At 60.8% G+C, this 23,185-nt stretch carries 24 protein-coding genes; 14 read left to right on the forward strand and 10 right to left on the reverse strand.

Annotated features, from left to right (window positions below; translation table 11 throughout):
• Nucleotides 1-83 precede the first annotated feature (83 nt).
• Nucleotides 84-1,775: a long-chain-fatty-acid--CoA ligase FadD1 gene (gene fadD1 / locus J3P81_RS06270; protein WP_420764411.1), complete on the forward strand. Its 1,692-nt coding sequence runs from the start codon at nucleotides 84-86 to the stop codon at nucleotides 1,773-1,775.
• Between the two features lie 58 nt (nucleotides 1,776-1,833).
• On the opposite strand, the gene J3P81_RS06275 is transcribed toward fadD1, so the two are convergent.
• A complete protein-coding gene (locus J3P81_RS06275; protein WP_030139341.1) occupies nucleotides 1,834-2,211 on the reverse strand; it encodes a hypothetical protein in 378 nt (125 codons plus the stop codon).
• Nucleotides 2,212-2,406: 195 nt separating this feature from the next.
• Between J3P81_RS06275 and J3P81_RS06280 the strand changes: the two genes are divergently transcribed.
• The 3 genes from J3P81_RS06280 to def all read left to right on the forward strand — a co-directional run bounded on the left by J3P81_RS06280 (nucleotide 2,407) and on the right by def (nucleotide 4,258).
• The gene (locus J3P81_RS06280) at nucleotides 2,407-2,598 is read left to right on the forward strand and encodes a CsbD family protein (RefSeq protein WP_420764412.1); all 192 of its coding nucleotides are present in this window, start codon (nucleotides 2,407-2,409) and stop codon (nucleotides 2,596-2,598) included.
• A 173-nt stretch (nucleotides 2,599-2,771) separates the two neighbouring features.
• Complete coding sequence (locus J3P81_RS06285) at nucleotides 2,772-3,722, forward strand: YihY/virulence factor BrkB family protein (RefSeq protein WP_420764413.1); 951 nt, start codon at nucleotides 2,772-2,774, stop codon at nucleotides 3,720-3,722.
• Entirely contained in the window at nucleotides 3,719-4,258 is a 540-nt protein-coding gene (def, locus tag J3P81_RS06290) for a peptide deformylase (RefSeq protein WP_434562684.1), read from the forward strand. The genes J3P81_RS06285 and def overlap by 4 nt, the downstream gene beginning before the upstream one ends.
• Nucleotides 4,259-4,324: 66 nt before the next feature.
• Here def and J3P81_RS06295 read toward each other — a convergent pair whose 3' ends face one another.
• The 3 genes from J3P81_RS06295 to J3P81_RS06305 form a co-directional block, all read right to left on the reverse strand.
• The gene (locus J3P81_RS06295; protein ID WP_434562686.1) at nucleotides 4,325-4,747 is read right to left on the reverse strand and encodes a GNAT family N-acetyltransferase; all 423 of its coding nucleotides are present in this window, start codon (nucleotides 4,745-4,747) and stop codon (nucleotides 4,325-4,327) included.
• An 86-nt stretch (nucleotides 4,748-4,833) separates the two neighbouring features.
• On the reverse strand, nucleotides 4,834-5,388 hold the full coding sequence (locus J3P81_RS06300) for a hypothetical protein (protein WP_434562688.1): 555 nt from the start codon (nucleotides 5,386-5,388) through the stop codon (nucleotides 4,834-4,836).
• 158 nt (nucleotides 5,389-5,546) lie between these two features.
• Nucleotides 5,547-6,578, reverse strand: a complete 1,032-nt coding sequence (locus tag J3P81_RS06305; protein ID WP_434562690.1) for a LacI family DNA-binding transcriptional regulator — start codon at nucleotides 6,576-6,578, stop codon at nucleotides 5,547-5,549.
• Between the two features lie 215 nt (nucleotides 6,579-6,793).
• On the opposite strand from J3P81_RS06305, the gene J3P81_RS06310 reads away from it, so the two are divergent.
• Both J3P81_RS06310 and J3P81_RS06315 read left to right on the forward strand, forming a co-directional pair.
• Complete coding sequence (locus J3P81_RS06310) at nucleotides 6,794-7,327, forward strand: gluconokinase (RefSeq protein WP_434562692.1); 534 nt, start codon at nucleotides 6,794-6,796, stop codon at nucleotides 7,325-7,327.
• Between the two features lie 92 nt (nucleotides 7,328-7,419).
• Nucleotides 7,420-8,772, forward strand: a complete 1,353-nt coding sequence (locus J3P81_RS06315; protein ID WP_305496305.1) for a GntP family permease — start codon at nucleotides 7,420-7,422, stop codon at nucleotides 8,770-8,772.
• A 162-nt stretch (nucleotides 8,773-8,934) separates the two neighbouring features.
• On the opposite strand, the gene alaC is transcribed toward J3P81_RS06315, so the two are convergent.
• Entirely contained in the window at nucleotides 8,935-10,149 is a 1,215-nt protein-coding gene (gene alaC, locus J3P81_RS06320; protein WP_305496304.1) for an alanine transaminase, read from the reverse strand.
• Nucleotides 10,150-10,356: 207 nt separating this feature from the next.
• Between alaC and J3P81_RS06325 the strand changes: the two genes are divergently transcribed.
• Both J3P81_RS06325 and J3P81_RS06330 read left to right on the forward strand, forming a co-directional pair.
• On the forward strand, nucleotides 10,357-11,019 hold the full coding sequence (locus J3P81_RS06325) for a LysE family translocator (RefSeq protein WP_434562694.1): 663 nt from the start codon (nucleotides 10,357-10,359) through the stop codon (nucleotides 11,017-11,019).
• A gap of 77 nt (nucleotides 11,020-11,096) precedes the next feature.
• Nucleotides 11,097-11,585 carry a GyrI-like domain-containing protein gene (locus J3P81_RS06330; RefSeq protein ID WP_434562696.1) on the forward strand — a complete coding sequence of 163 codons (489 nt, stop codon included), beginning with the start codon at nucleotides 11,097-11,099 and terminating at the stop codon, nucleotides 11,583-11,585.
• Between the two features lie 135 nt (nucleotides 11,586-11,720).
• Here the strand turns inward: J3P81_RS06330 and J3P81_RS06335 are convergent, their stop codons facing one another.
• Nucleotides 11,721-12,206, reverse strand: coding sequence for a GNAT family N-acetyltransferase (locus J3P81_RS06335; RefSeq protein ID WP_434562698.1), 486 nt, complete (start codon nucleotides 12,204-12,206; stop codon nucleotides 11,721-11,723).
• Between the two features lie 141 nt (nucleotides 12,207-12,347).
• On the opposite strand from J3P81_RS06335, the gene J3P81_RS06340 reads away from it, so the two are divergent.
• The 3 genes from J3P81_RS06340 to J3P81_RS06350 all read left to right on the forward strand — a co-directional run bounded on the left by J3P81_RS06340 (nucleotide 12,348) and on the right by J3P81_RS06350 (nucleotide 14,509).
• Complete coding sequence (locus tag J3P81_RS06340) at nucleotides 12,348-12,782, forward strand: YybH family protein (RefSeq protein ID WP_420764422.1); 435 nt, start codon at nucleotides 12,348-12,350, stop codon at nucleotides 12,780-12,782.
• A gap of 55 nt (nucleotides 12,783-12,837) precedes the next feature.
• Nucleotides 12,838-13,182: a YciI family protein gene (locus tag J3P81_RS06345; protein ID WP_434562700.1), complete on the forward strand. Its 345-nt coding sequence runs from the start codon at nucleotides 12,838-12,840 to the stop codon at nucleotides 13,180-13,182.
• A gap of 91 nt (nucleotides 13,183-13,273) precedes the next feature.
• Complete coding sequence (locus J3P81_RS06350; RefSeq protein WP_434562702.1) at nucleotides 13,274-14,509, forward strand: RNA polymerase sigma factor; 1,236 nt, start codon at nucleotides 13,274-13,276, stop codon at nucleotides 14,507-14,509.
• 315 nt (nucleotides 14,510-14,824) lie between these two features.
• Here the strand turns inward: J3P81_RS06350 and J3P81_RS06355 are convergent, their stop codons facing one another.
• The 4 genes from J3P81_RS06355 to J3P81_RS06370 all read right to left on the reverse strand — a co-directional run bounded on the left by J3P81_RS06355 (nucleotide 14,825) and on the right by J3P81_RS06370 (nucleotide 20,130).
• Nucleotides 14,825-16,168 carry an imelysin family protein gene (locus tag J3P81_RS06355; protein WP_420764425.1) on the reverse strand — a complete coding sequence of 448 codons (1,344 nt, stop codon included), beginning with the start codon at nucleotides 16,166-16,168 and terminating at the stop codon, nucleotides 14,825-14,827.
• A 183-nt stretch (nucleotides 16,169-16,351) separates the two neighbouring features.
• Complete coding sequence (locus tag J3P81_RS06360) at nucleotides 16,352-18,403, reverse strand: putative bifunctional diguanylate cyclase/phosphodiesterase (RefSeq protein ID WP_420764426.1); 2,052 nt, start codon at nucleotides 18,401-18,403, stop codon at nucleotides 16,352-16,354.
• Nucleotides 18,404-18,756: 353 nt separating this feature from the next.
• A complete protein-coding gene (locus J3P81_RS06365; RefSeq protein WP_420764427.1) occupies nucleotides 18,757-19,353 on the reverse strand; it encodes a superoxide dismutase in 597 nt (198 codons plus the stop codon).
• A gap of 174 nt (nucleotides 19,354-19,527) precedes the next feature.
• Nucleotides 19,528-20,130: a LysE/ArgO family amino acid transporter gene (locus J3P81_RS06370; RefSeq protein WP_434562704.1), complete on the reverse strand. Its 603-nt coding sequence runs from the start codon at nucleotides 20,128-20,130 to the stop codon at nucleotides 19,528-19,530.
• Between the two features lie 97 nt (nucleotides 20,131-20,227).
• On the opposite strand from J3P81_RS06370, the gene J3P81_RS06375 reads away from it, so the two are divergent.
• The 3 genes from J3P81_RS06375 (at nucleotide 20,228) to J3P81_RS06385 (ending at nucleotide 23,141) form a co-directional block, all read left to right on the forward strand.
• Nucleotides 20,228-21,121, forward strand: coding sequence for a LysR family transcriptional regulator ArgP (locus tag J3P81_RS06375; RefSeq protein WP_434562706.1), 894 nt, complete (start codon nucleotides 20,228-20,230; stop codon nucleotides 21,119-21,121).
• A gap of 41 nt (nucleotides 21,122-21,162) precedes the next feature.
• The gene (locus J3P81_RS06380) at nucleotides 21,163-22,155 is read left to right on the forward strand and encodes an NAD-dependent epimerase/dehydratase family protein (RefSeq protein ID WP_434562708.1); all 993 of its coding nucleotides are present in this window, start codon (nucleotides 21,163-21,165) and stop codon (nucleotides 22,153-22,155) included.
• A 107-nt stretch (nucleotides 22,156-22,262) separates the two neighbouring features.
• Entirely contained in the window at nucleotides 22,263-23,141 is an 879-nt protein-coding gene (locus J3P81_RS06385) for an ATPase (RefSeq protein WP_420764431.1), read from the forward strand.
• Nucleotides 23,142-23,185 lie beyond the last annotated feature (44 nt).

Below are 23,185 nucleotides of genomic sequence, written 5' to 3' on the forward strand. Positions count from 1 at the left end.
AGCCAGATTCACCAATAGACATACACCAATAATAATCGCATCAAATGCGGTGAGAATTCGCGTTGCTGAGGAGTGGGGCTTCCATGATTGAAAACTTTTGGAAGGATAAGTACCCAGCTGGGATTGCTGCCGACATCAATCCAGATGAGTATCCGAATATTCAGGCGGTGTTGAAGCATTCCTGCCAACGCTTCGCCGACAAGCCGGCATTCAGCAACCTCGGCAAGACCATCACCTACGGTGAGCTCTACGAATTGTCCGGTGCCTTTGCCGCGTACCTGCAACAGCATACCGATTTGCAGCCGGGCGATCGAATCGCCGTGCAACTGCCCAACGTCCTCCAGTACCCAGTGGCTGTGTTTGGCGCCATCCGCGCCGGCCTGATCGTGGTCAATACCAACCCGCTCTACACCGCGCGGGAAATGGAGCATCAATTCAACGATTCCGGTGCCAAGGCACTGGTCTGCCTGGCTAACATGGCACACCTTGCCGAAAGCGTGGTGCCCAAGACGGGCGTCAAGCACGTCATCGTCACCGAAGTGGCCGACTTGCTGCCGCCGCTCAAGCGCCTGTTGATCAACAGCGTGATCAAGTACGTAAAGAAGATGGTCCCGGCCTATCATTTGCCCAAGGCCATCAAGTTCAACGACGTCCTGAGCAAGGGCCACGGCCAGCCTGTGAACGAAGCGAGCCCCACCAGTGATGATGTGGCGGTGTTGCAATACACCGGCGGCACCACGGGCGTGGCCAAGGGCGCCATGCTGACCCACCGCAACCTGGTGGCTAACATGCTGCAATGCAAGGCGCTGATGGGTTCCAACCTCAATGAGGGCTGTGAAGTACTGATCACGCCGCTGCCGCTGTACCACATCTACGCGTTTACCTTCCATTGCATGGCGATGATGCTGATCGGCAACCACAACATCCTGATCAGTAACCCGCGCGATTTGTCGGCGATGGTCAAGGAGCTGTCGAAATGGAAGTTCAGCGGCTTCGTCGGGCTCAACACGTTGTTCGTGGCGCTGTGCAACAACGAAGCCTTCCGCAAGCTGGATTTCTCGGCGCTGAAGGTCACCCTGTCTGGCGGCATGGCTTTGCAGTTGGCGGCGGCGGAGCGTTGGAAAGCGGTCACCGGTTGCCCGATTTGCGAAGGCTACGGCATGACCGAGACGAGCCCGGTTGCCACGGTCAACCCGATCCAGAACATCCAGGTCGGCACCATCGGCATTCCGGTTCCGTCGACCTTGTGCAAGGTCATCAATGACGCGGGCGAAGAGTTGCCTTTGGGGGAAATCGGCGAATTGTGCGTCAAAGGCCCGCAGGTCATGAAGGGCTACTGGCAGCGCCAGGACGCCACCGACGAGATCCTCGACAGCGAAGGCTGGCTCAAGACCGGTGACATCGCCGTGATCCAGCCGGATGGCTACATGCGCATCGTCGATCGCAAGAAAGACATGATCCTGATCTCCGGTTTCAACGTTTACCCCAACGAGCTGGAAGACGTGCTGGCGGCCTTGCCGGGCGTGCTGCAATGCGCGGCCATCGGTGTACCTGACGAGAAATCCGGCGAGGCGATCAAGATATTCATCGTCGCGCGTCCGGGTGTCACGCTCACAAAGGAACAGGTGATGGAGCACATGCGCGCCAACGTCACCGGCTACAAGGTGCCCAAGTCCGTGGAGTTCCGCGATGCACTGCCGACCACCAACGTCGGCAAGATCCTGCGGCGTGAGTTGCGTGATGAAGAGCTCAGGAAGCTGGGGCTGAAAAAGTAACAACCCCACCAATGAAAAGCCCCGCTGATGCGGGGCTTTTTGTTGATCGAGTGGAGCGTTACAACCGAAACTGCGCAAAATCCAGATTGGTGCCGCCGGGCCGCATGTCTTGCAGGTACGAATCCTTGTCTGCACTGAGCTCCAGGCTCAGGGCTGCCTTGCGTTTGCCCTGGTTGCGCACTTCCAAGCCTTCCATTTTTTCCCGCAGGAACACGGTGGGCACTTTCAGGTGCAAGAGTTCGTCGGTGGCAGGCGTGTGCAGCAGCAGGTGAATCCATTCGTACTGCCCAATGGCCAGGCGGGCCACCGGGATGTCGAACCAGAAGATGTTGCGGTTGCGGTTCAGTTCGCTGAAATGGCAGTTGTTGACGCCCAGGACGGCACCGCCCAGTTCCTGGTTCCTGCGGGCGATGGCCTGCTTTTTATCGAGTTTCATAACGTTCCTACGGGAATTGGAGCTTCAGGCGCAGCCTGAATACGTGGAGCATTCTCAGGTGTGGGTCGGTAAACATAAAGCGCAACCTGCATCTGACGATGAAATGCGCCGCTGAAAAAATGAAACTCCCTGCAAACGGCGTCGGTCAACCCCTATGTAATGACTTTTCTTACAGTTGTTCACAGGAGAAACATCATGGGAAGCACGAACGATAAAGTGAAGGGCGTTGCCAACGAAGCTGTCGGCAATATCAAGCAAGGTGTCGGCAAGGCCACCGACAATGACCGCATGCGCGCCGAGGGCGTGGTCCAGGAGAAAAAAGGTGAGGCCCAGCAAACCGCGGGCAAGGCCAAGGATGCAGTCAAGAAAGGCGTTGACGAGGCATAACCGGCCTGTAAAAAGCGATTGGAACGGCCATCCGCGGGTGGCCGTTATCATGTCGGCTCGAACTTGCACCGGGGAAATTGTTCCAAAGTCGCCAAACAGGTTACTTTTGTCACGGATAGCAGCCCCGTGAGTCGCCAGGCGACCTTCCTCTTTTGCGGCGAAAGGAGACGCACATGATGTTCCCGGCCTTGAAAGGCTTGCCCCTGCATCGCGTGATGATGCGCACGGTGACCGAGTTCCTCGACGACGAGATGTCGACCTACGCCTCCGCACTGGCTTACCAGATGCTGTTTTCGCTGTTTCCCTTCATTCTTTTCCTGATCGCGCTGATCGGCTTCCTGCACCTGCCGGATTTCTTTTCCTGGCTGCGCCTGCAATCGGAACTGGTGCTGCCGCCCCAGGCGCTGGAGCAGGTCAACCCGGTGATCGACCAGCTCCAGCAATCCAAGGGCGGCTTGCTCTCGGTGGGTATCGTCATTGCGCTGTGGACCGCGTCGGCCGGCGTGCGGCTGATGATGAGCGCCATGAACGCGGCGTACGACGTGGTCGAGGGGCGCCCGGCCTGGAAGCGCTTTCCGCTGTCGATTCTTTATACGGTCGGTATCGCCGGCATGCTGTTGGTCGCCGCGGCCTTGATGGTACTGGGCCCGCAAGTGATGGGTTGGATTGCCTCGCAGATCGGGCTGGAGGAGTTCATCGTCACCGTCTGGACCCTGGCGCGCTGGCCGGTCATCGTGTTTTTGCTGATGGTGGCAGTGGCGCTGATCTATTACGTGATGCCCGACGTCAAACAGGAGTTCCGCTTCATCACGCCGGGCTCGGTATTGGCGGTGGTGGTGTGGATCATCGCGTCCCTGGGTTTTGCGTTCTATGTGAAGACCTTCGCCGACTACAACGCCATGTATGGCAGTATCGGCGCGATCATCGTGTTGTTGCTGTATTTCTATATCTCTGCGGCGGTGTTGCTACTCGGCGCCGAGATGAATGCGGTCATCGAACACATGTCCGCCGAAGGCAAGGACACCGGTGAAAAGACCCCGGGCGAGCACGAGAAACAGCATGTGTCGGGCCTGGGGCGCGACCATTCCGTTGCTCATACCCCTACAGACGAAGCCCGACCATGATCCGCGAAATCCTGAAAATGGGCGACGAACGCCTGCTGCGCATCGCCCCGCCGTTGCCGCCGGAAATGTTCGACAGCGCCGAGTTGTGGCAACTGATCGACGACATGTTCCAGACCATGGAAAGCGTCGGCGGCGTCGGCCTGGCGGCGCCGCAGATCGGCGTGGACCTGCAACTGGTGATCTTTGGCTTCGAGCACAGCGAGCGCTATCCCGATGCCGAAGCGGTGCCGCAGACGATCCTGATCAATCCTTTGATCACGCCGCTGAGTCCGTTGATGGAAGAAGGCTTCGAAGGTTGCCTGTCGGTGCCAGGCTTGCGCGGCGCGGTGGATCGTTACCAGCATATCCGCTACGAAGGTTTCGACCCCAAGGGCGAGCCGATCATGCGCACCGCCTCGGGCTTTCATGCCCGGGTGGTCCAGCATGAGTGCGATCACTTGATCGGCCGCTTGTATCCGTCGCGCATCACTGATTTCAGCAAGTTCGGGTTTACCGAGGTGATGTTTCCGGATCTGGACCCTATGGCTGACGACTAGCTGAAACCGACACAAAAAAATTGTGGGAGCGAGCCTGCTCGCTCCCACAATGAACTGTGTTCGGCGTCAGGAGAGTATGTTGGGCTCCAACCCCATCGCAATCATCGGCTTGCTGCGCGCATACCGGCTCAGCCTTTCAGCCATCGCATAGGGCAGTTCGGGGTCGAAGCTGAAGCCCCGTCGTTCATAAAACCCGCGCAAGTCCGGGTGACAGAACAGCCACACCGGCTCGTCCAGCCCCTTCACCGCTTCTGCGATCAGTCGCGCGGCGACGCCTTGTACGCGGTGCGCCGGGTCGACGAACAATCCCGTCAACCAATGCCCACCCGAAACCGGTCGAAGGCACAGCGCCGCGACGATGTCTTCGCGCCGTGCCACCCACAGCTGGGCGTCGCGCACGGCTTTCATCGAGGATCGGTGGGCGCGGTAGAACTTGTTCATCAACGGCCACAGAGGCTCGTCGAGACGTGTGTAGTGGAAGTCGGGCATGGCGAGGGCGGAGAGGGCAGGGGAGATGGGCGATTATAAGGGAACAAACAATGCGCCGGGACATCTCCGGCGCCTGTCTGCAAGGTCTACAGCGAGGCGAGGAACATGTCCGTGGCCGGATTCTTCTCATCCGTCCGGCTTTCCTGGGCTTTTTCCACCTGCGCCATCGCGGCCTTGTCCTGCATGCGCTGGGCAATTTCCTCGCCGACCGCCCGTTGTTTCTCGGGCGGCATCTGCGCGTACTCTTCTTCAGTGATGCCCATTTCCTCAAGAATGCTGTCACGCAAGCGTTCTTCAGGCGTCTTGCTCATGTATTCCTTGAACTCCGTCATGGCAGAGCTGCGTGCTTTCTTCGCCTCGTCGGCGGCTGACGAAGCGACGGTCTGCAGTTGCACGCGGGTCTTGGCGAAGGCCTCGTCGACGTTGTCGCTGATGGCGGTGGCGGCGTTAACCTGCTGCGTGGCTTGCCGGGTGATGGATTCCTGGACCTGGGTGCTGCCCTGGTTGGCCTGGGCCTGGACGTTGTCACGCAGCGATTGCAGGGCGGCGCTTTGCAAGCCGCTGGCGGCTTCGGCGGTCGGGTCTTCGCCGGGGCGTTTGAGGGGCAGGTTTATCGCTTGTTGTTTTACGCTGACCAACATGATGTGTACCCGTAGGTAATGGCTGAGCGATGGTGGGAGCAATTACCATGCCGTCGCGCAAGGCCCCGTTTTTCAAGGGCTACGGGCGAAACGCATAGCGCGGTGCGGCCAATCCTTGCCGTTCGTCGGCATGGATCGACCGCAGGGTGGCGGGGCGCTCAGGTGCTTTCGCGAATCTTGAGTTCGAAACCCAGGTCGACGACCGGCTGGACGATGCGGTTGCCGGCCATCAACGTGAGCATCTGTTCGGCGGCGCGCCGGCCGATTTCTTCTCGCGGGGTGCTGATGCTGCTCAAGCGCGGGACCATGTGGGCCGAAGCGGGCAGGTCGTTGAAGCCCAGTATCGAAACCTGTTCGGGAATCCTGATGCCGCAGCGCAACGCTTCGAGCAGGGCGCCGTGGGCCAGGTCGTCGTTGCCGAAGAAAATCGCGTCGACGTCTGGATGGCTGGCCAGCAATTGCAGGAACAATTCGCCGCCCAGGCCCACCGACGACGGGCGAGGGGTCAGCACTTCCAGGTCAGCGTCATAGAGCCCGGCCTTCTGGAGGGCGCGACGAAAGCCTTCGCCGCGCAGCAACGTGCGTTGGTCCAGTTGCGCGCCGATGTAGGCCAGGCGCTTGCGGCCTCGGGAGATCAAATGCTCGGCGGCGGTCTCGCCGGCCTGGAGCTGGGAGAATCCCACGCAGTTGAGGCCGGCGCCCGGATCCAGTTCCATCATGTACACGCAGGGGATATTGCTGGCCTCGATCATGCGCCGGGCGCTTTCGGTCCGGTCGAATCCGGTCAGCAACAGACCGCGCGGCTGATAGGCCATGTAATTACGCAGCAGGTCTTCTTCTTCGTCCCGGGAATAATGGTAGTTGCCGATCACCACTTCGAATCCCTTGGGCCGCAAGACGCGATGGATGGCTTCCAGGGTGTCGATGAATAACAGGTTGGACAGTGACGGCACCAGTACCACCACTGAATGGCTCTGGGCCGAAGCCAAGGCCCGGGCCGCGGGATTGACGACGTAATTGAGTTCCAGGGCGGCCTGGCGGACCTTGTCCACCAGTTCGACGGCCACGGTGCTGACGCCGCGCAGGGCACGGGAGGCGGTGATCGGGCTGACCCCGGCCAGGCGGGCGACTTCATTGAGCGTGGGGCGACCGGTGGTGCGAGTATTCTTATCGTTTTTAGGGGCGGTCATCAGGGCGGCTTGCCAAACAAAAATCAAGGCACTAAGGTAGCGCTGTCTCGGCGCGGCTGCAATGCGTTGACAGGGTTTGCCTGATCCCTGTCCCGTGGGTGTCGTGGACGAACATGCTGCAACCACAAAAATGACAAGAAGGCGTCGGCAACTTCTGCTTTTGCTGCGGTGTCATAACTGGCAAAGGTAGCGCTGTCTGCGCGCTGAGGTGTTACATGAATAATCCAATCACCGCCCTGGTCATCATGGGCGTTGCCGGTTGCGGCAAAACTTGCGTCAGCCAGGCCCTGTGCCAACTGAGCGGCGCCACCGCCATCGAAGGCGACACGTTCCACCCCGCGGCCAACATCCAGAAGATGAGCGCCGGTATTCCCTTGACTGACGACGACCGTGCCGGCTGGCTCGACAGCCTGTGCGACGAGTTGCGTCGTGTCGACGGCACGGGCGAGCGCCCGGTGCTGACCTGCTCGGCCCTCAAGCACAGCTACCGCGAGCGCCTACGCAGCGCCCTGCCGGGCCTGGGCTTCGTATTCCTTGAATTGACCCCCGAAGTGGCTGCCGATCGTGTCTCCCACCGTCCGGGCCATTTCATGCCGTCGACCCTGATCGACAGCCAGTTTGCCACCCTCGAATCCCCTGTTGGCGAAGCCCTGACCCTGGCTCTGGATGCGTCCAGCCACAGCATCGATGAATTGGCCCGCCAGGCATACGTCTGGTGGCTGGCCCACGGTTTGAAACTCGCCGGCTGAGTTTCGAAAAATATGCGTCAGAAAGATAGCGCTGTCCCGACGGCCCATAAATAACTGCTTCAATAACAACAACAAATCAGGAGACACCTCCCATGTTCGGCATGTCCCACGAGACGTTTCTACTGCTTGATGCAGTGGTCACGGTGATCGGACTCATCGTCCTCATCACCAAGTTCAAATTCCACCCGTTCATTGCGCTGACTATCGCCGCCGCGTTCCTCGGCCTGACGTCGGGCATGCCGACCGGCACCATCATCAAGGCGTTCCAGGACGGCTTCGGTGGCGTGCTCGGTTTTGTCGGCATCATCCTGGCGCTGGGCACGATGCTCGGCAAAATGATGGCTGAATCGGGCGGGGCCGATCAGATCGCCCAGACGCTGATCCGTGCCTTCGGCAAGGAAAAGGTGCAGTGGGCGATGATGTTCGCCGCGTTCCTGGTGGGCATCCCGCTGTTCTTCGAAATCGGCTTCGTGTTGCTGATTCCGTTGGTGTTCATCGTGGCGCGCCGCACCGGCGTGTCGATTATCAAGATTGGTATCCCGCTGCTGGCCGGCCTCTCCGCGGTCCACGGCCTGGTGCCGCCGCACCCGGGGCCACTGCTGGCGATCGGCATCTTCGGCGCCGACATCGGCAAGACCATTCTTTATGGCCTGATCGTCGCGCTGCCGACCGCTATCATTGCCGGCCCGATCTTCGGTACCTTCATCGCCAAGCACATCCCCGGGCATCCAAATCAGGAACTGGTGGACCAACTGGCCCGTGAGACGAACGCCGCCGAGCTGCCAAGCTTCAGCATCACCCTGATCACCGTGCTCTCGCCGGTGTTCCTGATGCTGCTCAAGACGTTCGCTGATGTGGCGCTGCCGGATGGCAACCTCTTCCGCGTCTGGATGGACATGATCGGCCATCCGATCTCGGCGCTGTTGTTGGCGTTGCTGCTATCGCTTTACACCTTCGGCTACAAACAGGGGATCGGTTCCAGCCAGATGTTGAAATGGCTCGACGCGAGCCTGGCCCCGACCGCCGCGATCATCCTGATCATCGGTGCTGGCGGTGGCTTCAAGCAGATGCTGGTGACCAGCGGTGTGGGCGATGTGATCGGTCACATGGCGGTGAGTGCACAGATTTCGCCGATCCTGCTGGCGTGGCTGGTGGCGGCGGTGATCCGTATCGCCACAGGCTCAGCGACCGTGGCGACCATTACCGGTGCGGGGATCGTGGTGCCTGTCGTGGGGATGATGCCGGGCGTGAACCGTGAGCTGCTGGTGCTGGCGACCGGCGCCGGTTCGTTGATCCTGTCCCACGTCAACGATGCGGGTTTCTGGCTGGTCAAGCAGTACTTCAACATGACCGTGGCCGAGACTTTCAAGACCTGGACCGCGATGGAAACCATTCTGTCCGTGGTGGGCTTGATCTTCATCCTGCTGCTGTCGCTGGTGATCTAAGAACACCTTGGCCTAACTGTGGCGAGGGAGCTTGCTCCCGCTGGGCCGCGAAGCGGCCCCAATCCAGTCAATTCCTCTCATGGAGTGAGGCGACCGGTTTGCGACTGCTTCGCAGTCGAGCGGGAGCAAGCTCCCTCGCCACATAGAGGTTGTGGTTGGCCGTCAGGCTTGTTTGCCAGCCAACCCATCCGCCCGGAACATCCCACGGATCCCCCGCACCGCCTGGCGAATCCGGTCCTGGTTCTCGATCAGCGCAAAGCGCACGTGATCATCCCCATATTCCCCGAACCCCACCCCCGGCGAGACGCAGACCTTGGCTTCGGCCAGCAGCTTCTTGGCAAACTCCAGTGAGCCCAGGTGCGCATAGGCTTCGGGGATCTTGGCCCAGACGTACATCGACGCCTTCGGGTTTTCCACCATCCACCCCAGCTCGTGCAGGCCCTTGACCAGCACATTGCGGCGCTGGCGGTACTGCTCGGCAATGTCGCGCACGCATTGCTGGTCGCCTTCGAGGGCGGCGATGGCGGCCACTTGCAGCGGGGTGAAGGTGCCGTAGTCGTGGTAGCTCTTGATCCGCGCCAGGGCGCTGACCAGTTCCGGGTTGCCGACCATGAAACCGATGCGCCAGCCGGCCATGTTGTAGCTCTTGGACAGGGTGAAGAACTCCACCGCGATGTCTTTGGCCCCTGGCACTTGCATGATCGACGGCGCTTTCCAGCCGTCATACACGATGTCGGCGTACGCCAGGTCGTGGATCACCAGCACGTCGTATTGCTTGGCGAGGGCGATGACCCGTTCGAAAAAATCGAGCTCCACGCATTGCGCGGTCGGGTTGGACGGGAAGCCGAGGATCATCATCTTCGGCTTGGGGATCGAACCGCGAATGGCCCGCTCCAGCTCATCGAAGAAATCCACGCCGGGCACCAGCGGCACCGAACGCACCTGGGCGCCGGCGATCACCGCGCCGTAGATGTGGATCGGATAGCTGGGGTTGGGCACCAGCACCGTGTCGCCCTGGTCCAGGGTCGCCAGCATCAGGTGCGCGAGGCCTTCCTTGGAACCGATGGTGACGATGGCTTCGCTTTCCGGGTCGATGTCCACCTCGTAGCGGTCCTTGTACCAACGCGAAATGGCGCGGCGCAGGCGCGGGATGCCTTTGGACGTGGAGTAGCCATGAGTGTCTTCACGCTGGGCGACGGTGACCAGCTTCTCCACGATATGTGGGGGCGTGGCGCCATCGGGGTTACCCATGCTCAAGTCGATGATGTCTTCGCCGCGCCGACGCGCAGCCATCTTCAGCTCGGCAGTGATATTGAATACGTACGGGGGGAGTCGATCGATGCGCGCAAAGCGGCGCGGCGAACCTTGTTCGGCCATTGTTGCCTCGAGATACGTGAGCGCCCGGAACCGTCCGAGCGACGTTGGCCACTGCGGTGGCCTGCGGCGCAAGATAATCGGGCGGATGTCGAATTGTCCAGTAGCCGCGCCGAACTATTTTCGACGACACTGTCGCCCTGGCTGCGGCGCCCCCGAAAGGCCCCGCAGGCGGCTGAACACGCTTATCCAATCCTGATGGAACGAATCATGGAATTTTCCAACGGCTTCCTGCTGAGTCTTTCGCTGTGCCTGGACATTGGCGTGGCCAACATCGCGATGATCACGCTGGCGATGCAACGCGGCTATTTCCAAGGCTTCGCCTTGGGCCTGGGCACGTGCGTGGGCGACCTGGTCTATGCAGTCCTGGCGCTGGCCGGGATGACCGTTTTGCTGCAATACGAACCGGTGCGTTGGGCGCTGTGGATTGGCGGCTCGGTGCTGCTCTTGTATTTCGCGGCGAAAATGGTTCATTCGGCGATCTATCACAACGCGGTGCTGGCTGAGGCGGGCGAGAATCGGGCCAACTCGCCGCGCCAGGAATTTTTTCGCGGGATTTTCCTCGCCATGTCATCGCCCAGCGCCATTCTCTGGTTCGCCGCAGTGGGCGGAACGCTCATCGCCCGCTCGGGTGGCGGCACCGTGCTCAGCTCGGCCTTGTTCCTGGGCGGATTCCTCAGCGCCGGGCTGCTCTGGAGCGCTGGCCTGTGCCTGGCAGCGACCCAGGGCGGGAAAATGCTAGGCGACAAGTTGCTGCGGTACTCCTATTGGGCATCAGCGGCGATCTTCTGTTATTTCGCGGTCTACGTGATCGTTTCTGGTTATAACGAGTTTGTAGGAACGGTAAACGCCCCCAGCTTGCCGGGACTTTAACAAGCGAAACGGCCTGGCAATTACGGTTTGGCTTCTATACTGCCAAACCCGACTTCAAGTTTTCGGAGTGTTGAGCAATGGAAACGCAAAAACGCGCTAACGCAACCGAGCCGCGCTTCGAGCAGGGACGCTTTCAGCTCATCGCCGGTTTCGGCGCGCGTTTTACCCAGGAAACCGCCCAGGACATCCCGCAGCTCTGGGAAAAATTCCTGCCTTGGCTCGGCAAGGTGCCCGGACAGAAAGACGAGGTGACGTACGGGGTGTGCTGCAACCCGGACGGCCAGGGCGGCTTCGAGTACATCGCTGGCGTGGAAATCAGCCGGCTCGACGACCTACCCGAACAATACCGCTGGATCGAGATCCAGCCCGGGTCGTACGCGGTCTTCGAGCACAAAGGGCCGCTCAAGGATCTGCCGGATACGTTCCAGTACATCTGGAAAGAATGGCTGCCCCAATCCGGCCATCAGGCGGCGGATGAACCGGAGTTTGAGCGCTACAGTGAAGATTTCAATCCCCGGACCGGCGAAGGCCACCTGGAAATCTGGATACCGCTCAAGCCGAGTTGATCACCTCGGGTCCCCGTGGAAACGAGCTTGCTCGCGATAGCAGCGGATCAGCCAACGTCGACGTCGACCGATATGCCCTCATCGCGAGCAAGCTCGCCGCCAGACTTTGCAGCTATTGATCGTTGGCCCTGTTTGTCAAAACACCAACCCCATCCGCCGCTCATAACCGATGCGGCCTTTGTAGGCTTCGCCACTGTCGACCCAGCCCAGTCGGGTGTAGAGGCCGATGGCCGAGTGGTTGTCAGCATCGACGGAGAGCTCCAATCCCCTGATTTCCGGCCAGGCCGCGCGGGCCGCGGCGGGTAGCGCTTGCAGGCACGCCTTGCCATAGCCTTTGCCCTGGGCGCGGTGGTCAACTTGCAACGCGTGCAGGGTCGCGCTGTGTTCGTTGGCCCAGGCCGGCAGCACGGGCGGGCGCTTGAGCAGCAGGAATGCCACGGGCACCTCGTCGTCCAACAAGGCGAAGCCCTTGACCCCTGGGCCGGGCTTGGACAGCAGTGTGTGCAGCGCGCCGTGGATGTCGCCAGAGAACTTGATTTGGTCGGGGTAAATCTCGATGGATTCGACCTGTTGCCGTTGCAGTGGGGTCAGGTCTTCATAGGGTACGAGCTGAGCAGTCACGAAAACGTCCGTTGTTTGTCGACAGAATGGACCTTGGATTCTAGCGAAATTTTTTCTTTGGATTATTTTTGTTTAGCTGTCGATTTGCCGTTTCTCCAAACGACAAAGGGTGTCTCTAACAAAAACCTGCGGAGAATCACCATGAATACCCAAGCTGCCGATACCGAGATCCAGACCCTGATCGATACTTATCGCCAAGCGGTCATGGCCAAGGATGTAGAAAAGGTCATGGCGCTTTATGACGATGGCATCGTTTCGTTCGACGCCATCCAGGCCTTGCAATTCAAGGGCAAGGTCGCCTACCGGGCGCACTGGGAGGCTTGCATGGAAATGTGCCCCGGCCCGCACAAGTTCGATTTTCACCAGGTGCAGATCAACGCAGCCGATGACATTGCGTTTGCCCACTGGCTGGCTTATTGCGGTGGCACCAACGACAAGGGCGAGGAGCAGGCCTGCTGGATGCGCGTGACGGCCTGCTACAAACGTTCGGCCGGACAGTGGAAAATCGTCCACGAGCATTGGTCCGCGCCGTTCGATCCCATGGCCGGGACGGCGATTTTCGATTTGCAGCCCTGAGCGGCTGCGGTTCGCTTCTGCCATCCTTGTCGATCAGCCGATCACGGAGCTTTCCATGAAGTATTTATGCCTGGTGTACAGCAACGAAGAGGTCCTGCACAACTCGCCGGACAGTCCCGAGGACGCCGAATGCATGGCCTACGCCGAATCGGTCCAGGGCAGTGGCCGGATGGTCGCGGCCGAAGCCCTGGAGTCGGTGCAGACAGCCACCACGGTGCGCATGCGCGGCGGCAAACTGTCCATCACCGACGGCCCGTTCGCTGAAACCAAGGAGCAATTGGCGGGCTTCTACCTGATCGACGCCAAGGACCTGAACGAAGCCATCCAGGTCGCCGGCCACATACCGGCGGCCCGGGTCGGCTGTGTCGAGGTTCGACCGGTACGTCAATTGAATCCTTGAAAACGTTGATCAACAGGATTGCTTCCATGAACCTTGAGCTTGTTTCTTCCATGCGATCCATCAGCCCAGTGACCAGGGGGCTGTCCGGCTGATGTCGGCCGAAGTGGTCAAGGCGCGGGTCGAGCAGGTCTACCGGCAGGACTCGCGTCGGATCCTGGCGACCCTGATTCGCCTGCTGGGAGACTTCGACCTCGCTGAAGAGGCTATGCACGAGGCCTTTTTCATCGCGGTGGAGCGCTGGCAGCGCGACGGAGTGCCGGACAATCCGCGAGCCTGGCTTGTATCGGCGGGGCGGTTCAAGGCGATTGACGGCCTGCGCCGGCGGGCGCGCTTCGCGGCATCCCAACCGATGCTGATTGCGCAGCTCGAGGAGCTGGAGCAGGCCGATTGGAGTGACGAGGACGTGGAAGACGATCGCCTGCGGCTGATTTTCACCTGCTGCCACCCCGCGCTGGCGGCTGACGCCCAAGTGCCGTTGACCCTGCGAGAAGTGTGCGACCTGACGACCGAGGAGATCGCCCACGCATTTCTCGCGGCGCCGGCGACCATCGCCCAGCGCATCGTGCGGGCCAAGGCGAAGATCCGTGATGCACGAATTCCTTACCAGGTGCCGTCCCGCACCGAATTGCCTGAACGCCTCGACAGCGTCCTGCGCGTGATCTACCTGGTGTTCAACGAAGGGTACTCGGCGTCGATGGGCGCCGAGTTGACCCGGGAAGACCTGACCCGCGAAGCCATACGCCTGGCACGCCTGTTGATGGAGCTGTTGCCCGAAGCCGAAGTCATGGGGTTGCTGGCATTGATGCTGTTGCACGAATCGCGGCGGCCGGCGCGGACTTCCATGACCGGTGAGCTGGTCTTGCTGGATGAACAGGACCGGTCGCTGTGGGACCAGGCAATGATTGCCGAAGGCTGCGCCATGGTCGAGGCGGCGCTCAATACCCGGCGGTTCGGACCGTATTGCCTGCAAGCGGCGATCGCTGCGGTGCACGCCGAAGCGCCGACAGCGCAGCAAACCGACTGGCCGCAGATCGTCGGCCTCTACGATGTGCTGCTGCGTGCCGTGCCATCGCCGGTCATCGAACTCAACCGCGCGGCCGCCTTGGCCAAGCGCGACGGGCCGCAGGCTGGGCTGAGCCTGATCGATGAAATACTGGGTAGGGGTGAATTGACCGACTATCACCTGGCCCATTCGGCGCGGGCGGAGTTTTGTCGGCAGTTGGGACGGGTGGAGGAGGCGAGGGCGGCGTACCGTCGTGCGCTGGCGTTGACGCAGCAGTTGCCGGAGCGGCGGTTTATCGAAGCCAGGCTTGCCGGCTTGCACTGATGGCACGAGCAGGCCCGTGGCGAGGGAGCTTGCTCCCGCTGGGGCGCGAAGCGGCCCCCTGCGATGTGTCGGTTATATGAAGGAGCTGCTGCGTCGGCAAATCCTGCATCACTGCGCTTGACCCACCGCTTTCGCGAGCAGGCTCGCTCCCACAAGGGAGGTTATCGCACGCATGGAATTCATATATCCAGAAACCAACGTGGGAGCGAGCTTGCTCGCGATGGGGGTGGCCCAGCCAACATCATGGTTGGCTGGTAGACCCCATCGCGAGCAAGCTCGCTCCCACGGGTTTATCGGTGACCGAACCGGCGTTGATCAGAACTCGTGATCAGCGCTGTCCGGGTTCAGGTCGCTGATGCCCAGCTTGCCTGCGGCCTGTTCGATCGAACCGGTCTGCTTGACCAGGGCGGCAATGGCGTCGCGCACGACCTGGTTGCCCGCGGTGTTGCCAGCGGCGATCAGTTGGTCGTAGTGCTCACCCTTGTTGGCGTGATCCACCATGACCTGGATCTTCGCTTCGGTATCGGCCAGGTCGGCCTTGAGCGCGGTGTCGGCGGCCGGGTCGGCCTTCGCCACCAGGGACGACAGGCTGGCACCGGTCATCTTGGTGCCGTCTACGCGTGTGTATTCACCCAAGTAAACGTTACGCACGCCCTTGGCATCGTAGAAATGCGAGTTGTGGGTGTTGTCGCTGAAGCAATCCTGTTCGTCTTCCGGGGAGTTGGCTTCCAGGGAGACTTTCATGCGCTCGCCCGCCAGTTCACCCAGGGACAGGCTGCCCATGCCGAACAGCATCTTGCGCAGGCCGGTTTCGGCAGGCTCGGCTTCCAGGGTGGCGCGATAGTTGTCGGCTACGTTCGGCTTCCAGTTGCCGACCATTTCCTGCAGGTCGTTGACCAGCAGCTGGGTGACGGACTTCAGGTAGGCGCGACGACGATCGTTGTGGCCGCCCGTGGCGCCGGCGCCTTCCAGGTAATCCGAGGCCGGGCGATTGCCAGCGCCAGGGCCGGTGCCGTTGAGGTCCTGGCCCCACAGCAGGAATTCGATGGCGTGGTAGCCGGTGGCGACGTTGGCCTCGGAACCGCCCAGCTCGTTCAGGCTGGCGAGTTTTTCCGGGGTGATGTCCTTGACGTCGACCTTGTCTTCGCCGACCTGGACCTCGGTGTTGCCAATGATATTGGCGGTGGCGCCCGGGTTACCCAAGGCATGCTCGTAGGATTTGTCGACGTAGTCGATCAAGCCCTCGTCCAGGGGCCATGCGTTCAACTGACCTTCCCAGTCGTCGATGATGGTGTTGCCGAAGCGGAACACTTCGCTCTGCAGGTATGGCACGCGTGCGGCGACCCAGGCAGCCTTGGCGGCTTTCAGGGTGTCGGCGTTCGGCTTGGCCAGGAAGGCATCGACGGCGGTCTGCAGGTTTTTCGCGGTGGATTCGGCATCGCTGTAGACGGCGTAGACGATGTCGGCGTAGTGCGCGACAACAGCCTTGGCGGCGGCTTCATCGATCTTGCCAGCGGCAGCGGGGGCAGCCGGTGCAGCGGTGCTGGCGGCCGGCGTTGGCGCTTGCGGCGCGGCGGCCTTGTCTTTGCCTTCGCCGCAACCGGCGAGGGAAATAGCAATGGCCAACAGACTGGCGGTAGCCAGAGGCATACGAATCATGGCGAACATCCTGCTTCGGTGATGAATGGGACAGGCGCGAGGGCGCGCAAAACTGCGACATAATGCGAAAGATTTGCATTATGTGTAAAGGGTTGTGCCTGTAAATATTTCTTATTCACTCGAGCGGATCGCTGTCTTTCGACGACGTCCGTAAGAAATTTCCGATGACGGGGCCGTCGAGGATCAGACGATGGAAGCCTTGATGCGCTCCGCCTGCTTCAGGTAAAGGCCCAACTCCCGCGCGGGCAGGGGTTTGCTGTAGTAGTAGCCCTGGCCTTCATGGCAGCCCTCGGAAATGATGTACGCCTCCTGCTCGATAGTCTCGACACCTTCGGCAATGACCTGCATGCCCAGGCTCTTGCCCAGTTGGATGATGGCGCGAACGATTGTTGCATCGTCTTCGTCATCGAGCAGGTCCTGGACGAAGCTCTTGTCGATCTTGATCTTGTCCAGCGGCAGGCTCTTGAGATAACTCAGCGATGAGTAGCCAGTGCCGAAATCGTCAATGGCGATCAGCGCGCCGGAACGGCGCAGGCTCAGCAAATGCTGGGCAGCGGTGGTGATGTCCTCCATCAGGCCGGTCTCGGTGACTTCCAGCTCCAGGCTGCGCGGCGGCAGACGGTACATCTGCAGGAAGTTGTTCACCACCCTGGGCAGCTCGGCGTGGTGCAGCTGCACGGTGGACAGGTTGACCGCCATGCGCAGGTCGACGAAGCCCTGGTCATGCCAGTCCCGCAGCTGCTTGCAAGCCTGGTCCAGGACCCATTCGCCGATCGCGATGATCGTGCCGTTCTGCTCGGCCAGAGGAATGAACAGGTCTGGCGGCACGAAACCGTGTTCGGGATGGTTCCAGCGAATCAGCGCTTCGGTGCCTACCACGCGCAGGTCGCGATAGCTGATCTGCGGCTGGTACACCAGGGTGAACTGCTCGCGCGACAGGGCTTCGCGCAGGTCCTTTTCCAATTCGCGACGGCGGCGCATCTCGCTGTCGACGCTGGCAATGTAGAACTGATAACGATTGCGCGAGCGGGTCTTGGCCAGGGTCATGGTCTGTTCGGCTTTTTGCAGCAGTTTTTCGGTGCTGTCGCCGTCTTCAGGAAACAAGGTGATGCCAATGGTCGCCCTCAGGCGGATCTCCTGGTCGTCCAGCGCGAACGGCGCTTCCAGGTCGTCAAGAATGCTCTGGGCCAGTTCGGCGGCTTCATAGGGTTGCTCGATATCGGCCTGGACAAGCGCAAACTGGTCGCCGCCCAGTCGCGCCAATGCGCCGAGGCGTCCGCTGTGGGCGCGCAGCCGATCGGCCAGGGCAAGCAGCAGCTGGTCACCGGTCTGGTAGCTGAACTGTTCGTTGATGCTCTTGAAATCATCCAGCCCCACGCACAGCACCGCGACGCGACGTTGCAGACGTCCGGCATCCACGAGGATCTTGTCCAGTTGCTGTTGCAGTTGCTGGCGATTGGGCAGGCCGGTCAGGAAATCGTACTGGGCCATGCGCAGCAGGCTGTTTTCAGCCTCGTGGCGCAGGTGGGTGTTGCGCTCGATGGAGGCCAGCAATTGATTGGCGGTGTTGATCCACAGGCCCAGTTCGTTGTGCTCGTGACCCCTTAGCTGCGGGATCTTGTGGGCACTGGGGCGGTCCGGGTTTATTTCGGTCAGGTGCTGGATGATTCGCGACAGCGGCTTGGTCAACAGCCAGTGGTAGACCAGATACAGCACCAGGCCCATGGCCAGGGCCCGCAGCATTCCGGAAATGAAGATGATGACCGAACTGACGATAAAGCCCTGGCCATAGGTGGCGGTGTCGAGCGTGATGCTCAGGTCGCCATAATATTCACTGTAGGGGCCGCGGCCCACCAGTTGGGTGGTGAAGGTTCGCTCCTGGCCCAGTATCAGGTCGGTCAGCCAGCGGCTTTCAGACTTCTGCAGAGGCCGGGTTTTTTCGGCCAGCATGGTTTCGCGCGGATGCCCGATGGACGCCATGCGCACGGCTTCATCTTGGAACAGGCCTTCGATCACCTGCATGCCCATCTCGCGGTCCAGGCTATAGACCGCCTGGGTGGACGGGTCGCGGAACATATCGAGGATGCGCTGGGCGTCGTCGGCGACGGCCCGGTTGGTTTTGTAGGCGTCGAATACGATCTGGGCGCAGCTCAAAACCATGCCAACGATCAACGCCGAGAGGAGCACGACCCGGAGCAACTTCACAGACAAGCTGTTTTTGAGTTCCAGCTTCAAAGAGGGATTCCTTGTTCCGTGCGGGTAGCGTCAAGATGCCATGAGTATTGGCAATCCTGTGATGTCAGTCAAAGGGACAATCAAACACAAGGGATTTCGCCTGAAACCTGGCCGTTATACGGTGTTTGCAGAGTGATGACTCTACGACCATTGTTTCGGTTGGAAGGGCCTGCAACTTGAGGCTTGGCGGGATTTTTATTGGTTTTTCGGACGCGAGGTCATTTACCTGGGGCGATATTGCTTGATCACCGCGAAGCTTGCCGAGGGGCAAGCTCGCTCGCGCAGAGCAATCCAAGTCTAAAAAAAACGGCGCTTTCCCGTCGGAAAAGCGCCGTTTTTCAAGACATCACAGCTTAGGCAGTAAAGGTCTTGCCTTCGAACTGCTGAGCCACGAACTCCCAGTTCACCAGGTTCCAGAACGCCTCGACGTATTTTGGACGCACGTTACGGTAGTCGATGTAGTAGGCGTGCTCCCAGACGTCGCAGGTCAGCAGCGGGGTGTCGCCGCTGGTCAGCGGGTTGCCGGCGCCGATGGTGCTGGCCAGGGCCAGGGAACCGTCAGCCTTTTTCACCAGCCAGCCCCAACCGGAACCGAAGGTGCCGATGGACGTCTTGCTGAATTCTTCCTTGAACTTGTCGAACGAACCGAAGGCAGCATTGATGGCTTCAGCCAGCGCGCCGGTAGGTTGGCCGCCGCCGTTAGGCGTCAGGCAGTTCCAGTAGAAGGTGTGGTTCCAGACCTGAGCGGCGTTGTTGAAGATACCGCCCGAGGAAGTCTTGACGATTTCTTCCAGGGTCTTGCCTTCGAACTCGGTGCCAGGCACCAGGTTGTTCAGGTTCACGACATAGGTGTTGTGGTGCTTGTCGTGGTGGTATTCCAGCGTTTCTTTGGAGATGTGTGGCGCCAGTGCGTCGTGTGGGTACGGCAGCGGCGGCAATTCGAAAGCCATGGTGATTCTCCTAATCAGGTCAGTTGCGGTGAGCGCAAGGCCGATCACGGGCGGCCAGACTAGCGCCGGGGAGTTTGTACTCTTTGCGGCGCAGGAGTCGGATCATAGCACCGGGGGTGCGGCATAACCACGCAACAACTGTGTGGAATAGAGGTTCCAGAGCGGTTTGGAATATCAGCCCGACACGATCAGTTGCGCTGCTACCGTGAACATCATCACGGCCACCAGCAGGTCCAGGACGCGCCAGGTCGCAGGGCGGGCCAGCCAGGGAGCGAGCCACGCGGCACCCAGGGCCAATGTGGAAAACCACAGCAGCGAAGCACTGGCCGCGCCCACGACATAGGCGCCAGGCACGCTCTGCTGGGCACCGAGAGAGCCGATCAGCAACACGGTGTCGAGGTAGACGTGAGGGTTGAGCAGCGTGACCGCCAGCGCGCTCAGCAGCACGGTTCGCAGAGACCGCGCGACCTGCTTTTCATCCCGCTCCAGACTTTGCCTCGAACAGGCCCGACGCAGCGCCTGGCTGCCGTACCAAAGCAAGAACGCAGCGCCGCCCCAGCGAGCGATAGAAAGCAACAATGGGCTCTGGGCCAGCAGTGTCGCCAGGCCGAACACCCCGGCGGCGACCAACAGCGCATCACAGGCGATGCACAGCGCAGCCACCGGCAGGTGATGCTCGCGGCGCAGGCTCTGGGCCAGCACGAACGCGTTCTGCGCGCCGATCGCCATGATCAATCCAAGGGCCACCAGCAGCCCGTTTACATAGCTTTGCCACATAACGTTGTCACTCCAGGAGTTCGCAATTGCTGGCCATTCTCCGGGGTGCGGGGGTATAAGAAAAACAAATCATGCTGATCGGCCATAAGGAAAACTGATGTTCGATTACAAACTGCTTTCCGCCCTGGCGAGCGTTGTCGAGCAAGCTGGCTTCGAGCGAGCCGCGCAGGTGCTGGGATTGTCGCAATCGGCCATCTCCCAGCGGATAAAGCTACTCGAAGCGCGGGTCGGCCAGCCCGTGCTGGTGCGCGCCACGCCTCCGACGCCCACGGAAATCGGCCGTCGCCTGCTCAACCATGTACAACAGGTGCGTTTGCTGGAGCGCGACCTGCAAAGCCTGGTGCCGGCGCTGGACGAAGAGGGCCTGCCGGAGCGCCTGCGCATTGCGCTGAACGCCGACAGCCTGGCCACATGGTGGGCCAGCGCGGTGGGGACATTCTGTGCCGAGCAGCATGTGTTGCTCGATTTAGTGGTGGAGGACCAGACCGTAGGCCTCAAGCGCATGCGCGCCGGAGAGGTCGCCGCTTGTCTTTGCGCCAGTGAACGCCCGGTGGCCGGCGCCCGCAGCGTGTTGCTGGGGGCCATGCGCTACCGGGCGCTCGCCAGCCCCGCCTTCATTGCCCGGCATTTCCCCGGCGGGGTGCGCGCCGATCTACTGGCTCGCACACCTGCCCTGGTGTTCGGGCCGGATGATTTCCTGCAACACCGGTATCTGGCTTCCCTCGGCGTCGAAGGCGGATTCGAACACCATTTATGCCCATCATCCGAAGGTTTCCTTCGCCTTATCGAGGCGGGGCTTGGCTGGGGGCTAGTGCCCGAGCTGCAAGTTCGCGACGCACTGGGAAGAGGCGAACTGGTGGAATTACTCGCAGATAAGCCGATTGACGTGCCGCTGTACTGGCATCATTGGCGCAATGGCGGGCAGCTGCTCGGTTTGTTGACCGAGCAGCTGGTCGCAGCGGCAGGCAGCACGCTGCATGGGGTGAACTGATGCAGCTGGCTTGTGGCACGAAACTGATTTAGGAGCATTTCATGAAAATTCTGGTCACCGGCGCAAGCGGCTTCATTGGCGGACGCTTTGCGCGTTTCGCCCTGGAGCAAGGCCTGGATGTTCGGGTCAATGGCCGCCGGCCTGAAAACGTCCAGCACCTGGTGACGCGCGGCGCCGAGTTCATCGAGGGCGATCTGGGCGACCCGATGTTGGCCCGGGACCTGTGTCGCGATGTCGACGCCGTGGTGCATTGCGCCGGCTCGGTGGGGTTATGGGGACGCTACCAGGACTTTCACCAAGGCAATGTCCAGCTCACCGAGAACATCGTCGAGGCTTGTCTGAAGCAGAAGGTCCGGCGACTGGTTCACCTTTCTTCGCCCTCGATCTACTTCGATGGTCGTGACCACTTGGGATTGACCGAAAAACAGGTGCCCAAACGTTTCAAGCATCCCTACGCTGCCACCAAGTACCTGGCCGAACAGAAAGTCTTCGGTGCTCAGGAGTTCGGTTTGGAAGTGCTGGCCCTGCGCCCGCGATTCGTCACCGGTGCCGGCGACATGAGCATTTTCCCGCGGCTGCTTAAAATGCAGCGCAAGGGACTTCTGGCGATTGTTGGCAACGGCTTGAACAAAGTGGATTTCACCAGCGTACAGAACCTCAACGAAGCGCTGCTCAGCAGCCTGCTGGCCACCGATTCGGCCTTGGGCAAGGCTTATAACATCAGCAATGGCGCGCCTGTCCCACTGTGGGATGTGGTCAATTATGTGATGCGGCAGATGGAAGTCCCGCAGGTCAGGCGTTACCGCTCCTATGGACTGGCCTACAGCGTTGCGGCCATGAACGAAGGTCTTTGCGCAATCTGGCCCGGACGGCCTGAACCGACGCTGTCACGCCTGGGCATGCAGGTGATGAGCAGGAATTTCACCCTGGATATCGACCGGGCACGGCACTGTCTGGATTATGATCCGAAGGTCAGCCTCTGGGCCGCCCTCGATGAATTCTGCGCCTGGTGGCGCGTCCAGCATGGCCGCTGATCGCCCCGTCATGAACCGAGTGCCCGGTTCGGGGTCAATGGGTGCGGCGGGCGAGGGGGTTATACTCGCCGCATCGAGTCACCACCGATTTCCCAAAGGTTGAACCCATGCCCACGCGTAACGATGCCAACGACGACTTCGACGATGTACCGAGCCTGCGGATGCGGGCGGACATCCCCGATGACGATGACTTCCTGAGCAATCGCCCGCCCCACGTGCAGGCGCGTCCGGCGTCCGTTGCGGCGGCGAAGGTCAAGGCACCGAGCACCGGGCCGCTGTGGGCCTTGGTCGGAGCCTTGCTGTGCGCGCTGGCCTTCCTGGCGTGGTGGAGTTTCCAGCAGATTTCCCTGATGGAACAGCAATTGGTGGCCACCCAGGAAAGCTTCGCCCGCATCAGCGAGGATGCGGCCGGGCGCTTGCAGGACATTTCCGGCAAGGTGGTCGCCGGACAGTCCAATGTCATGAGCGACAGTGAAGCCTTGAAACTGCAGATCAGACAGTTGGAAAACAAGATGCAAGAGCAGGGCCGCCAATTCGACGGCAAGCTGCAGGAACAATATAAAGCGCTGCAAGGCGCCTTCGGCCCGTCCGCCGACCTGGACACGCAACTGGCCAAGATGATCACCCAGGCTTCGCAGCAGGAAAACACCAACACCCAGCTGCAAGCGGCCAACAAGGAACTCCAGGCTCAGGTCAAGGCGTTGGCGGCGGAAGTGTCGGCCTTGAAGAACCAAGGCGAGGGTGGTGCCCTGGATGCGCAGCTCAAGAGCATCGGTGCGGACATCACGGCTTTGAAACGAGCCACTTCCAACTCGGCCATCGAGCGTTTGGAGCAGGACATGGTCGTGCTCAAGAGCCAACAGGAAAACCGTTCCGGCAACACCGCCGAATTCGATGCCTTCCGCGGCCAGGTCACCCGCAACATCAATACCTTGCAATCGCAGATCCAGTACCTGCAACAGCAACTGAGCAACCGATCTCAGTAACGAACCCTGTGGGAGCGAGCGTGCTCGCCCCCACACGGAAACGA

Origin of the sequence: Pseudomonas sp. R1-6, from assembly GCF_051132115.1 — a bacterium.
In the GTDB taxonomy this organism is placed as follows: domain Bacteria; phylum Pseudomonadota; class Gammaproteobacteria; order Pseudomonadales; family Pseudomonadaceae; genus Aquipseudomonas.